We start from the raw sequence: 13395 nt of genomic DNA, 5'->3' as shown, positions 1-13395 counted from the left end.
GTATTATATGTGATATAAAATGTAAATATAGAGATGGAGGAAACAACTTGGAAAAAATAGTTGTTAAAGGTGGGACACCTTTAATAGGAGAAGTACAAGTTTCTGGAGCGAAAAATGCTGCTTTACCGATATTAGCAGCTGGATTATTGGCGACAGAGGGTACAAGTAAATTTTATAATGTTCCTAAGTTATCAGATATAAAAACAATAGGATTATTATTCGAAAGTCTAGGAGTAAAGATTGATTATAGACCAGATGAAAATATATTAGAGATGGATGCGAGGAATCCATTGTTAACAGAGGCATCATTTGAATTTGTTAGTAAAATGAGAGCATCATTTTTAGTTTTGGGTCCGATGCTAGCCCGTGAAGGAAGTGCGAAGGTAGCAATGCCAGGTGGATGCTCTATTGGAAGCAGACCGATTGATCAACATTTAAAAGGATTTGAAGCCTTAGGTGCTACAATTATTCAGGATGCAGGATTCGTAGAAGCCCGAGCTGAAAAGGAATTAGAAGGATCAACAATCTTCTTTGACTTCCCGAGTGTAGGCGGAACACAAAATGTTATTATGGCTAGTTGTTTAGCAAAAGGAAAAACGACAATTGTTAATGCCGCACAAGAGCCTGAGATTGAAGACATGATTAACTTTTTAATTAAAATGGGAGCTAAGATTGAAGGAAAAGGAACTTCTGTTTTAGTTATAGAAGGTGTTGAGAAACTAGTAGGTACAGAATATACTGTAATGCCTGACCGTGTAGAAGCGGCTACATATATGATTGCAGCAGCTGCAACTAAAGGAAATGTATTAGTTAAAGGGGCACCGTACAAAGATAATGTCGCTTTAGTGAGTAAGATGCGAGAAATGGGAGTTGAAATCGAGGTTGTGGATGAAACATCGATGCGAGTAAGTAATAAACTTGAGAGTTTAAGACCTGTAGATGTCAAGACTTTACCACACCCAGGATTTTTAACGGATATGCAATCTATTATGTGTGTATTGACACTATTAGCTGATGGTACAAGCACAATTACTGAAACTGTTTTTGAAAATAGATTTATGCATGTTGAAGAACTACGTAGAATGAATGCAAAAATTAGAATAGAAGGAAGAAGTTCACTAATAGAAGGGTTACCTCATTTAGAAGGAACTACCGTAAGAGCTACAGATTTACGTTCAGGAGCAGCGTTAGTTATCGCAGGATTAATGGCTACAGGAACTACAAAGGTTATTGATATTTATCATATTGATAGAGGATATGTAGACATTGAAGAAAAAATGAGAAAACTAGGTGCAGATATTCAAAGAATTGATGAGTAGGAATTTATTATGAAATTAAGTGATAAATTATTAAGATATTTGCGAAATATAGCCTTAATAATTATTATATTTTATATAGGATTATTAATAGGCTACACTATTCTTGGTAAGGGAAGTTTATTCGATGCTTTAAGTTTAAAGCCGATAAGACATATTAAAGATATTATATACAATTAGGAGGAAATGAAGATGGCAAATGATTTATTTGTAGAACTTCAACAAAAATTAGAAGGGAGAAATGTACGTATCGTACTTCCAGAAGCATATGATGAACGTGTATTAGAAGCGGCTGTTAAATTAGGCGCTACTAGTTATGTTCAACCTGTGTTAGTTGGAAAAAAAGAAAAAGTAGAAGAGATTGCTAAAGGATTATCTTTAGATGTTTCTAACTTGGAAGTTATTGATCACGAAAACTACGAAAAATTAGAAGAATTAGTTGCTAAGTTTGTAGAGCGTCGTGCAGGAAAAGTAACTGAAGAAAAAGCTCGTGAATTATTAAAAGATGTTAACTACTTCGGAACTATGTTAGTATATACAGGTGAAGTTGAAGGATTAGTATCTGGAGCAATTCACTCTACTGGAGATACTGTTCGTCCAGCGTTACAAATAATAAAAACTAAACCAGGTACAAAACGTACAAGTGGTGCATTCATTATGAGTAAAGAAGACAAACGTTATGTATTTGCTGACTGTGCGATTAACCCAACATTAGATGCAGAAGGTCTAGCTGAAATCGCAATTGAAAGTGCAAGAACAGCTAAAAGCTTTAACGTTGATCCAAAAGTAGCAATGTTAAGTTTCTCTACTTTAGGTTCAGCTGTTACTGAAGATACTACGAAAGTGGCAGAAGCTACTAAATTAGTTAAACAAAATGCACCTGAATTAGCGGTAGAAGGTGAATTACAATTCGATGCTGCAGTTGTACCTTCAGTTGCTAAATTAAAAGCTCCTAATTCAAAAGTACAAGGAGATGCTAATGTATTTGTGTTCCCAAGCCTAGAAGCTGGTAATATTGGATACAAAATTGCACAACGTCTAGGTGGATTTGAAGCTGTAGGACCAATTTTACAAGGATTAAACGCTCCTGTGAATGACCTATCTCGTGGATGTAATGCAGAAGATGTATATAAACTTTCATTAATTACAGCTGTTCAAGCTTTAGAAAAATAAGATTTTAATAAAGAGGTTGACCTTCGTTAGCCTCTTTTTTTTCTGGAATATTTTGACATCGTTTACTTAATTTAGTATAATTTAGTAAAAAATATTGGCTACATTTATTAAGAAGAATACTATTCATAGGTACAAAAATAAAGGAGGAAATTAATAAAAAATAGGTTATAAAATATAAAGGAGAGATATTAGTTGTAATTTATTTTTTAATGTATTTGATAGTATTGTGATAAAGTAGAAAAAAAGGAGATGTGAATTATGGATTTTGTAGATTTTTTTGGTAAGGCAATTACTAGTCCGGTTGCGAGTGTTATTGGTTTTTTTGTATTTTTATATCTAGTCTATGTTTCTGTAGACTTTATAAGAAAGGGATTAAAGAAATAAAATAGTTAATTTTAAGAGATATAACCATGTATGAGGAATAACCTAGTGTAATTGATTTTTTAGAAATTATTTGTACTAGGTTATTCTCTTTTTTATTCTTTATAATTGCATTTATACCAACTTATATGGTAATATATAATGATGTATAAATATGGAGGTAAACATGGTTGCGATAGAATCAAAAGATGATTTATATGTTATAGATTTGTTAGAAGATTTTGATGAATTTTATTTAAAATTAGAAAAATTTGCTGAAAAAAATAGAGTTCCAATTATCGATAAGATCGGAATAAGATTTTTAATTCAAATGCTGAAAATAAAAAAAGCTAAGAATTTGTTAGAAATTGGGACGGCTATTGGGTATACTTCTATCAAATTGGCGGAAAAAATAGGATGTGATGTTACTACTATTGAGCGAGATGATAAGATGTATAACCAAGCAAAAAACAATATTGAAAAGAGAAATCTTACTGATAAAATAACATTGCTTCATGCCGATGCATTAGAACTTCAAGATGAAGTTGTAGCAAATGCACCTTATGATGTAGTATTCATTGATGGAGCCAAAAGCCAAAGTAGAAAGTTTTTTGAATTATATGAACCATATTTTGCTGAAGATGTTGTAGTTATTACGGATAATGTGCTGTTCAAAGGAATGGTTGCAGATCCAAGTATTATTAAGCACAGTAGAGATTTAAAACAACTTTCTAGAAAAATTAATAATTACAATGAATGGTTATTAAAACATGAAAACTATGAAAGTGTAATATTACCGTTTGGAGATGGGATAACTATAACAACGAGAAAATAAAATTATAAAGCTATTGAGTTAGTAGATTTTATTAAGAAAGGATAAAAAATGACAGTAGAGTTAGTTGTAACACCGAAAAGTATAGATCATATTTATGAACTTATAAACGTAGGAGCTGATAGTTTCGTTATAGGTGAAGAAAAATATGGATTACGTCTTGCTGGTGAATTTAAAAGAGATGAATTAAAAAAAGCTATTGAGATTATTCATCAAGCAGGGAAAAAGGCATATGTTAGTGTAAATGCAATATTCCATAATGAGCATATCGATGACTTAGTTGATTATTTACATTATTTATCAACATTAAATGTAGATGCTTTAATATATGGAGAACCAACAATTATTACAATTTTAAGAGAAGAGAATTTAGATTTCAAACTTCAATGGGATCCACATACATTAGCTACGAATTCATTTTCTTGTAATTACTGGGGAAAACGTGGAGCATATAGAACATGTCTTTCAAAAGAATTAACTATTGATGAGATCCTTGAAATCACTGGAAAAAGTGAGTATGAGATTGAAGTTCAAGTACAAGGGATGCTTTGCATGTTCCAATCAGTAAGGAAATTAGTTGATAATTACTTCATGTATAGCGATAAAGAAAAATATATCGAGGAATATAGCAATTCGAAAAAATTATTCCTATATAGCCAAGATAGAAATGAACGTTATCCGATTTTCGAAGATTCTAATGGGACGCACATTATGAGTGCAAATGACATCTGTGCAATTGAAGAGTTAGATCGTCTAATTGAAGCAGGAGTATCTGCATTCAAAATTGAGGGTGTTTTAAAAGATGAAGATTACATTACAGAAGTAGTAACGATTTATCGTGATGCTATCGATCTTTATTATGAAGATAAAGAAGCATATGAAGATGAAAAACAAGATTTCTATAATGATATAGAGAGAATTAAACCGAAATATAGAGAAGTTGACTTAGGATTCTTCTACAAGAAAACTATGTACTAATTATATTTTTGGATTTTGAAAAGGGGACAAGGTTTCCTATATAAAACCTAATAAAAAAGACAAGGAGGATGGGTCATACTTGAATATGACCTTAACTTATGGCAATACCAAATATTTCAGAAATTAGAGACGGCAAGAGAGTAATAACAAAAAAACCAGAATTACTGCTTCCAGCAGGAAACTTAGAAAAATTAAAAATAGCTATTCATTACGGAGCAGATGCTGTGTTCTTAGGTGGACAGGAGTTTGGACTTCGTAGTAATGCTGACAATTTCACAATAGAAGAAATCAAAGAAGGTTGTGAGTTTGCAGCAAAATATGGAGCTGATATTTATGTCACGGCAAATATTATTGCACATGATGAGAACTTTGAAGGATTAGACGAATTTTTAATGGCACTGCAAGATGCAGGCGTAAGAGGAATCATCGTTGCGGATCCATATATCATTGAAAGATGTAAAGCTGTAGCTCCAAAAGTAGAGGTACATATCAGTACTCAACAATCTATTTCAAACTATAAAGAAGTTAGATATTGGGAAAGTGAAGGAGTACATCGAGTAGTACTAGCTCGTGAAACAGGATATGAAGAAATTAAAGAAATTCGTGAAAAAACAGATGTTGAGATTGAAATGTTTGTACACGGAGCAATGTGTATAGCATATTCTGGACGTTGTACTTTAAGTAACTACATGACAGCTCGTGATAGTAACCGTGGAGGTTGTTGTCAATCATGTCGTTGGAATTATGACCTTTATGAAGAAGGGACTGATGAAGATACTAAATTATTCGATGAAGGTGCAAATCCATATGCAATGAGCCCTAAAGATTTAACTTTAATCGAAGCTGTACCAGAAATTATTGAATTAGGTATTGATTCATTGAAAGTTGAAGGTCGTATGAAATCAATTCACTATGTTGCTACTGTTGCAAGTGTGTATAGAAAACTAATTGATGATTATTGTGCTGATCCAGATAACTTTAAGATGACACCAGAATATAAATTAGAACTATATAAATGTGCTAACCGAGATACTGCAATGTCATTTTTCTATGAAATACCTAAATATACTGAACAAATGTTTGGTAATGAAGGTGGCAAGAAAACAAATTATGACTTCGTTGGTCAAGTTCTTCACTATGATGAAGAAACTCAAATTGCAACAATTCAACAACGTAACTTCTTTAAAACAGGTCAAGAAGTTGAATTCTTTGGACCGGAAATTGATACATTTAGACAAGTTATCGGTGAAATTTATGATGAAGATGGAGAATTATTAGATGCAGCAAGGCATCCACTTCAAATTATTAGAACAAAATTAGACTCTAGAGTATTTAAAAGCAATATGATGCGAAAGGAAATGGGACGCTAATGGTTACAAACAGACCAAAAATTATCGGTATTGTTGGAGGAAGCGGTAGTGGTAAAACTACTGTTACTAAAAGAATTATAGACGAATTAACTCAAGATAAAGTTGCATTAATTGAACAAGACTATTATTATAAAGATCAAAGTCATATGACAATGGATGAGAGAGTTAAGACAAATTATGATCACCCTAATGCATTTGATAATGAGTTACTTTACAATCATTTACTAGAATTAATCGAAGGAAGAGCTGTCGAACTCCCAGTATATGATTATGTAAATCATACTCGTAGCAAAGAACAAAAACATCAAGAACCTAAAGATGTAATTATTATTGAAGGTATGTTTGGTCTTTATTCAGAAAAACTACGTGAATTAATGGATATTAAAATCTATGTCGATACACCGAGTGATCTTCGTATTTTAAGACGCTTATTACGTGATATTAATGAACGTGGAAGAACTGTAGAATCTGTTATTAATCAATATTTAGTGTCGGTTAGACCTATGCATGAGAAATATATCAAACCAACTAAACAATATGCCGATATTATTGTTCCTGATGGTGGATATAATGATATAGCGATTGATATTTTAATAACAAAAATTAAATCGCTACTAGCAAAATAGTAAAAAAAACGATATAATATAGAGTAGACTAAAAAAAGGAGTATCACTATGGCTTTAGAAGAAAAATTAGAATATCAAATGACCCAAGAAGGTTATGACAAACTTGTAGAAGAATTAGAACATTATAAAAAAGTAAAACGTCCAGAAGTAATTGAAAAAATTAAAATTGCACGTAGTTTTGGTGACTTATCTGAGAACTCTGAATACGATGCAGCAAAAGATGAGCAAGGTCATATCGAACGTAAGATTCTAGAAATGGAACAAATGATTCGTTATGCAGTTATAATTGAATTAGATGAAAAGTCAACATCAATTCGTCTTGGTAATACTGTAACTTATCAAGAACTACCAGATGGTTTAACTGAAACTTACAAAATTGTAGGTAGTGCAGAAGCTAATCCATTTGAATATAAAATTTCAAATGAATCTCCTGTAGCGCAAGCTTTATTAGGAAAAGAAGTAGGGGATGTTGCGAAGGTATCATTACCTACAGGACCAGAAGATTCAATGGATATCAAAATTTTAGCGGTAGAGTAATATTATGATAGCATTAATAGGTGCGATGCCAGAAGAAGTGGCTATAATAAAAGAAAAGATAGAGAATCTACAAGAGAAAAAAATAGCGCATGTAAGATTTTATGAAGGTAAATATGAAGAACATGATATTGTTCTAATGTTAAGTTTACCTGGTAAAGTTAATGCTGCTATTGCTACAACTTTACTTTTAGATCACTACAAACCGGAGTATGTCATTAATATAGGTACATGTGGTGCATTGCAAGGTGATATGGAAATTGGAGATATGATTGTTGCAACTGAAGTAAGACATTTTGATGTTGATGCAACAGAGTTTGGATATGAAATTGGTCAAGTTCCGCAAATGCCAGCAGCATATAAGAGCGATGAAAAATTACAAAAACTAGCATCTGAAATTAATTTACCGAATCACAATATTCATTTTGGTTTAGTAGGTACATCAGATTCATTTATCTCTAACAAAGAATTAAAAAAAGGAATATTGAAAAATTTTCCTAACATGCAAGTAGTTGAAATGGAAGCAGCAGCGATTGCTCAAACTTGTTATCAGTTTGGGACAAAATTTATTGTTTGCCGTAGTGTAAGTGATAAGGCAGAAGAAGGAACACGTGTTACCTTTGATGAATTTTTACAAATAGCAGCAGTAAACTCATCTATTTTAACTACAGAATTAATTAAAAAACTTTAGTAATAATTATATAAATCAGCAAAGAAAAGGATACCTTTTCTTTGCTGTAATATTTGGTAGTAGCTCAAAGATTGTGATTTTATCGAGGTGACCTCATAAAGTTTATTATATGCTTCTTTAAAATTTAGTACTTTTGATCATCCTCATATAGTTGAAAGTTTTAATAATTAATTGTGTTGAAAAAAATGTTATAAAATGATAAGATAAAGTAGATAAATATTATTTAAGGAAAAGAAGAATGAAAAATATTACTGAGACAAGGTCTTTTAACTATTTGAAAAATATAATTCAAATAGTTTTAGGATTATTGATATTTTATTTGATTTTTTCCTATTTTAAAAAAGAAATTATTAGTTTAGACTTTAAGAAAATACATCAGCTTACCTTAGATATAGGAAAAGTAAAATTTATAGTAGTATTGTTATTTGGACTATTAGGTATAAGTATTTTATGCCTTTATGATTATTTTGTTCTAAAAGCTATTAATATGACTAAAAATATGTCTTCATTTCGTATTTTTAAAATTAGTTTTATGACTAATACACTTAATATGGTTCTTGGTTTTGGTGGATTTATAGGTGCCGGACTTAGATATTATATGTATAAGCCGTACACCAAAAATGGAAAAACTCTTGTTACTGCAATAGGGATGATTTTGATTTCAATGCTTTCAGGTATAAGTTTATTATCAATTTTTGTAGTTTTAAATGTATTTCCAGGACAGGCACTATATGCTGATAATAGGATTTTTTATTATTCATTAATACTGATGTCTTTATTTTTACCTTTGTATCTATTTTTTAATTTAAGGAAACCTAGAATAAGAACTGATAGATATTTAAGTGTTAAATTGACGGTTATTTCTTTTTTAGAATGGGTATTTGCAGCCCTGATTATACTTGTGATTCTTTATTTTTACACAGGGAATCTAGTAGCGGACAAGGAGTTGCAAATAATGGGAGTCATAATAGTAGCTTCAATAGTAGGGTTACTGACGATGATTCCTGGAGGATTAGGTACATTTGATACATTAGTGTTAATAGGGCTTAAGAACTTAGGAATTAATCCGGAAATTATAGGTGCGACAATTGTAATTTATAGATTATCATATTATGTTGTTCCATTCTTTTTAGGATGTTTAATGTTTCTAAGTGAAGGGATAAGAATGATTAAAGTTAAATTTCAGAGAGGAGAAAAGTTATGATTACGATGGTAATTTACGCGATAATTGCCTACCTTTTAGGAAATGTAATGGGTGGCAAATTATTAGAAAAAATTTATAAAGAAGAATTCACAAATAAAGGCTCAGGAAATGTTGGAGCAAGAAATGCAGGTCGCGTTTTAGGTCCTAGATCGTTTTTATTTGTTTTAGCGGTAGATTTCTTTAAGGGATTCTTTGTAGTTATACTACTTAAGATATTGAATGTAGAACCTAAGATTATATATATTTGTATTGTGTTAGTATTACTTGGACATATAAAACCTATTATATTTAAATTTAAAGGTGGTAAGGGGGTTGCAACATTTTTTGGATGTTTAGCAGCTTTATCGTTGAATTTATTCTTAATTATGATTCTTTGTACATTAGTTATTGCTATAATAGTAAAGAGTCTAACGATAGGATTTTATTCAAGTTTACCATTCATAACATATATAAACTATATAGAAAATCCATCGTTTTTAATACTAGGAATATTCATTTTAGCGGTTTTATTAATAAGTGTCGTTGCTGTAAAAGACATAGAAGAATCATTTAATAAATATTTTAGTATAAGAAAAGTTAAGAAATCAGTTCGATAGTGAGCTGATTTCTTTTTTCGTCATTTAGAATTGTTATTTCGTAGTTCTTTTCTTATAAGTAGAGTACGCTTAATATAAATTATGCCAGATAATAAAAGAAAAATCACAAAAGTTATATATGGAACATAGTAGTATTCTAGTATTTTAATTTTATTGATAAAATTAACAAAGGGTGTTAAGTATGATATTATTATTGCTGTAGCGTAAAAAATATTCTCATATTTTAAAAGATTCAAGATTTTATTAGTTTTTATTAATAATTTATTTTTTTCTTGAAAGTATCTTACAAAGCTAACGTAGATACATATCGGGATAGTTGAGTAAAAATAGAAGGTATTTTTTGTATAAAAAAATGCAGTTAATAGCATGATGAAAATAAGAAAAGTGATGATTAAGTATTTGTTATATTTCATATAATTTCCTCCCTTTTTTATATAAAAAGTAATATATAAAGAATTAGAAAAGTAGAATTAACTAAGTTTTAATTTCTTTATTTCAATTTTATTATAACATAATAAATATAATTAGGATAATTATATAAATATATATATTCTAAGAGAGATCTTCTTCTATAGCTGGTGAAATAGTTATTAGTGAATAATAATAGGTAGAAGTCTACATTAAAGTAGTATTTCTACATATATTTAATTTCAATTCAAATCCGTTCTTATTCCGATTTACAGTGTCGTAAATCGGAATAATTACTTAAGACGAGAATCTATTGACTTGTTATATAAAACATAATAAAATTTAAGTATAGAATAATAAACGGAGGCGATTAAGATGAGTAGATGTGAATGTGAGCACCACTGTCACTGTCATGATGCAGTAGAAGATTGCAAATGCGGAAACTGTGTTGAAGAAACATGTGAGTGTAAAGAAGGTTGCGCTTGTGGTTGCCATAATGCAAAAGAAGATTGCGAATGCGGAAACTGCAAAACTGGCGAATGTCATTGCGATAAGCATGCAGCATAACAACAAGAAGGAGTTTTGGAGGAAAACCAGAGCTCTTTTTTATTATTATATATTGTAGTGATAATCAGAATCGATTACAAGAAAATGTTATTTTGAAAAAATAGAATTTATATGACAGGTTAATAAATTTGTATAGATGCAAGCATATATTTACCAAACACGATACTCTAATAGGAAGAAATAACTTGATTATACCAATCTCATAATAAATTTGTTAATGAATAGAATTATAATAATCAGTTCACATTAGTGAAATAAATATTCTCAGATATATCAAGATAGTATTTATGCATCATTTGAAAATTACTAATTAAGTTCAATTTTTAATTCTGTAGAAATATGTTAACAGCTTTAGAAAACGCTTTAAAAATAAATTAATTTAAAATTTATATAATCTTAATAATTGATATATATTATTAAAATATATATTTTATAATATACGTAGTGATGAAAAATATATGCTGTATTTATAAAAAAAGTATTGGAGTTTATATTACTTGAATAAGAAAAAATATAGTTAAATAGAGTGAGAAATACAGGTTCTAAACAACTGTTTAAAGACAGAACATTCGTGTATTAATACAATCATAAAAAATATTACTGAGATAAATATTGTTATTTTATTGGGACTAGAAATTTGACTTTTTTTTAGAAACATTGTATATTAATATAGTAATATATGATTAAAACATAATTTATATACATTTAATAAATATATATACAAACTTTGGAGGTTATTATGGTAAAAACATCAAAAGATTTAACTAAACAAGAGCATTTAGAAATGTATGAACTAATGCACCTTATTAGAGATTTTGATATGGAGTTAAGTAAACTATACTCTCGTGGTTTAGTTCACGGTATGACTCACTATTCAGTAGGAGAGGAAGCAGCTAACGTTGGAGCTATTTATCCATTAAGAAAATCAGACTTAATGTTCTCTAACCACCGTGGTCACGGTCAAACAATTGCTAAAGGAATTGAAATTGATCGTATGATGGCTGAGATCCTAGGTAAAGAAACAGGTCAATGTAAGGGACGTGGAGGAAGTATGCACGTTTACGACATTGAACAAGGTAACATGGGATGTAACGGTATTGTTGGAGGAGGACACGGTTTAAGTACTGGTGCTGCTTTGGCTCAAAAAATGAAAAAAACAGATAATATTGTTATTTGTTGTATGGGTGATGGAGCTACTAACGAAGGAAGTTTCCACGAATGTTTAAACATGGCATCTAACTGGGATTTACCACTTATTTTCTACGTAATTAATAATAAATATGGTATCTCAATGGCTCAAGAGAGATGTATGCGTGTTGAAAAAATTACTGAACGTGCTGCTTCATACAGAATCAAAGGAATTCACGTTGAAGACGGAAATGATGTATTAGCTGTATATGATGCAATGCAAGAAGCTATTGATCACGCTAGAAGTGGTAAAGGTCCTGTTTTAGTCGAAGCAGTATCTTATAGATGGTTTGGACACTCTGCTTCTGACGCAGGTAAATACCGAAGTCGTGAAGAAGTAGCAGAATGGAAACTAAAAGATCCTAACGTAAAATATAAAAACTACTTATTAGAAAACGGAATCGCTACAGAAGAAGAATTAAAAGAAATCGAAGATAGATCAAAAGCAACTATCGATGATGCTGTAGAGTTTGCTAAAGAATCACCATTTGCAGATGGTTCAATTGCATTCCAAGATAACTACGCTGACTAATATTTTAGCTTAAAATAATTTAAATAATATTTTATATAATAGGAGATTAATAGTTATGACTAAAGAAACAAAAATTATGACAGTTCGTGAAGCCATAAAAGAAGCTATGACTCACGAAATGCGTGAAGATGAAAATGTATTTTTAATGGGTGAAGATGTTGGTATCTTCGGAGGAGACTTCGGAACTACTGTAGGTATGTTAGAAGAATTCGGTTCTGAACGTGTTATCGACACACCTATCAGTGAAGCTGCAATTTGTGGTGCTGCTGCAGGAGCTGCTTCAGTAGGTATGCGTCCAATCGTAGACGTAACATTCATGGACTTTGTAACAATTGGTATGGATGCAATTGTTAACCAAGCTGCGCCAATGCGTTACATGCTTGGAGGAGAAGTACAAGTACCAGTTACTTATCGTTGTGCATCTGGTGCTGGTACAGGAGCTGCTGCTCAACACTGTAAAGCTCTAGAAGCATGGTTCTGTCACATTCCTGGTCTTAAAGTAGTAGCACCAGGTACTGCAGGAGATGTTTACTCAATCTTAAGAGCTGCAATCAGAGATAACAACCCAGTTATTTACATCGAACCAAAAGCTTTATTTGGGCGTAAAGGTGAAGTAGAAGTAGGTAAAATTGGTGTAATCGGAAAAGGTGACATTAAAGCTGAAGGTACTGATGTAACATTAGTATCATGGGGAAGAATGTTAGAGCGTAGCTTAAAAGCTGCTGAAGAACTAAAAGAAGAAGGAATCTCAGTAGAAGTAGTTGACCCAATTACATTAGTACCACTAGATACAGATTTAATCGTTAAGTCTGTGCAAAAAACAGGAAAATTAGTAGTATGTCACGACTCATTCAAAACAGGTGGATTCGGTGGAGAAATCGTTGCACGTATCGCTGAAAGTGATGCATTTGATTTCTTAGATAGTCCAATTTACCGTGTTGCAGGAGCTGACACTAACATTCCATCAGCTAAAAACTTAGAAAAATTAGTTGTACCAGATGTAGAAGACATCAAAGAAAC

15 protein-coding genes are annotated in these 13395 nt (G+C 31.0%); all 15 read left to right on the top strand.

Annotated features, from left to right (window positions below):
• The first annotated feature begins 47 nt into the window (after positions 1–47).
• Complete coding sequence (gene murA / locus RWL85_RS07590; protein WP_314086717.1) at positions 48–1319, top strand: UDP-N-acetylglucosamine 1-carboxyvinyltransferase; 1272 nt, start codon at positions 48–50, stop codon at positions 1317–1319.
• Between the two features lie 9 nt (positions 1320–1328).
• Positions 1329–1496, top strand: coding sequence for a DNA-directed RNA polymerase subunit beta (locus tag RWL85_RS07585; protein ID WP_314086715.1), 168 nt, complete (start codon positions 1329–1331; stop codon positions 1494–1496).
• A 12-nt stretch (positions 1497–1508) separates the two neighbouring features.
• Entirely contained in the window at positions 1509–2489 is a 981-nt protein-coding gene (gene pta / locus RWL85_RS07580) for a phosphate acetyltransferase (RefSeq protein ID WP_314086713.1), read from the top strand.
• 258 nt (positions 2490–2747) lie between these two features.
• Positions 2748–2873, top strand: a complete 126-nt coding sequence (locus tag RWL85_RS07575; protein WP_314086710.1) for a hypothetical protein — start codon at positions 2748–2750, stop codon at positions 2871–2873.
• A 163-nt stretch (positions 2874–3036) separates the two neighbouring features.
• Positions 3037–3684 (top strand): O-methyltransferase, encoded by a 648-nt coding sequence (locus RWL85_RS07570; protein WP_314086708.1) that lies wholly within the window; start codon positions 3037–3039, stop codon positions 3682–3684.
• 48 nt (positions 3685–3732) lie between these two features.
• Entirely contained in the window at positions 3733–4659 is a 927-nt protein-coding gene (locus tag RWL85_RS07565; protein ID WP_314086706.1) for a peptidase U32 family protein, read from the top strand.
• 98 nt (positions 4660–4757) lie between these two features.
• Complete coding sequence (locus tag RWL85_RS07560) at positions 4758–6029, top strand: U32 family peptidase (protein ID WP_314086703.1); 1272 nt, start codon at positions 4758–4760, stop codon at positions 6027–6029.
• On the top strand, positions 6029–6655 hold the full coding sequence (udk, locus tag RWL85_RS07555; RefSeq protein WP_314086700.1) for a uridine kinase: 627 nt from the start codon (positions 6029–6031) through the stop codon (positions 6653–6655). Before RWL85_RS07560 ends, udk begins: the two co-directional genes overlap by 1 nt.
• A 48-nt stretch (positions 6656–6703) precedes the next feature.
• Positions 6704–7192, top strand: coding sequence for a transcription elongation factor GreA (gene greA / locus RWL85_RS07550; RefSeq protein WP_314086698.1), 489 nt, complete (start codon positions 6704–6706; stop codon positions 7190–7192).
• A gap of 4 nt (positions 7193–7196) precedes the next feature.
• Positions 7197–7880, top strand: a complete 684-nt coding sequence (gene mtnN / locus RWL85_RS07545) for a 5'-methylthioadenosine/S-adenosylhomocysteine nucleosidase (RefSeq protein WP_314086696.1) — start codon at positions 7197–7199, stop codon at positions 7878–7880.
• A gap of 238 nt (positions 7881–8118) precedes the next feature.
• Positions 8119–9084 (top strand): lysylphosphatidylglycerol synthase domain-containing protein, encoded by a 966-nt coding sequence (locus tag RWL85_RS07540; protein WP_314086693.1) that lies wholly within the window; start codon positions 8119–8121, stop codon positions 9082–9084.
• The gene (locus tag RWL85_RS07535) at positions 9081–9680 is read left to right on the top strand and encodes a glycerol-3-phosphate acyltransferase (protein ID WP_314086690.1); all 600 of its coding nucleotides are present in this window, start codon (positions 9081–9083) and stop codon (positions 9678–9680) included. The genes RWL85_RS07540 and RWL85_RS07535 overlap by 4 nt, the downstream gene beginning before the upstream one ends.
• Before the next feature lie 783 nt (positions 9681–10463).
• A complete protein-coding gene (locus tag RWL85_RS07530) occupies positions 10464–10655 on the top strand; it encodes a hypothetical protein (RefSeq protein WP_314086688.1) in 192 nt (63 codons plus the stop codon).
• Between the two features lie 739 nt (positions 10656–11394).
• A complete protein-coding gene (locus RWL85_RS07525) occupies positions 11395–12375 on the top strand; it encodes a thiamine pyrophosphate-dependent dehydrogenase E1 component subunit alpha (RefSeq protein ID WP_314086686.1) in 981 nt (326 codons plus the stop codon).
• Positions 12376–12430: 55 nt separating this feature from the next.
• Positions 12431–13395 (top strand): alpha-ketoacid dehydrogenase subunit beta (locus tag RWL85_RS07520; RefSeq protein ID WP_314086684.1); only part of this gene is annotated, 965 nt, incomplete at its 3' end.

It is taken from the genome of uncultured Gemella sp. (assembly GCF_963515875.1).
In the GTDB taxonomy this organism is placed as follows: Bacteria; Bacillota; Bacilli; order Staphylococcales; family Gemellaceae; genus Gemella.
Note: the sequence above shows the minus strand (reverse complement) of the source record. Positions and strands in the feature narration are given on the sequence as shown.

Excerpts from the sequence above, each read along its gene's own strand:
- mtnN (WP_314086696.1), top strand. The coding sequence starts at position 7,197 with ATGATAGCATTAATAGGTGCGATGCCAGAAGAAGTGGCTATAATAAAA.
- RWL85_RS07560 (WP_314086703.1), top strand. The coding sequence starts at position 4,758 with ATGGCAATACCAAATATTTCAGAAATTAGAGACGGCAAGAGAGTAATA.
- RWL85_RS07575 (WP_314086710.1), top strand. The coding sequence starts at position 2,748 with ATGGATTTTGTAGATTTTTTTGGTAAGGCAATTACTAGTCCGGTTGCG.
- greA (WP_314086698.1), top strand. The coding sequence starts at position 6,704 with ATGGCTTTAGAAGAAAAATTAGAATATCAAATGACCCAAGAAGGTTAT.
- RWL85_RS07535 (WP_314086690.1), top strand. The coding sequence starts at position 9,081 with ATGATTACGATGGTAATTTACGCGATAATTGCCTACCTTTTAGGAAAT.
- RWL85_RS07530 (WP_314086688.1), top strand. The coding sequence starts at position 10,464 with ATGAGTAGATGTGAATGTGAGCACCACTGTCACTGTCATGATGCAGTA.
- RWL85_RS07540 (WP_314086693.1), top strand. The coding sequence starts at position 8,119 with ATGAAAAATATTACTGAGACAAGGTCTTTTAACTATTTGAAAAATATA.
- udk (WP_314086700.1), top strand. The coding sequence starts at position 6,029 with ATGGTTACAAACAGACCAAAAATTATCGGTATTGTTGGAGGAAGCGGT.
- pta (WP_314086713.1), top strand. The coding sequence starts at position 1,509 with ATGGCAAATGATTTATTTGTAGAACTTCAACAAAAATTAGAAGGGAGA.
- RWL85_RS07570 (WP_314086708.1), top strand. The coding sequence starts at position 3,037 with ATGGTTGCGATAGAATCAAAAGATGATTTATATGTTATAGATTTGTTA.
- RWL85_RS07525 (WP_314086686.1), top strand. The coding sequence starts at position 11,395 with ATGGTAAAAACATCAAAAGATTTAACTAAACAAGAGCATTTAGAAATG.
- RWL85_RS07585 (WP_314086715.1), top strand. The coding sequence starts at position 1,329 with ATGAAATTAAGTGATAAATTATTAAGATATTTGCGAAATATAGCCTTA.
- RWL85_RS07565 (WP_314086706.1), top strand. The coding sequence starts at position 3,733 with ATGACAGTAGAGTTAGTTGTAACACCGAAAAGTATAGATCATATTTAT.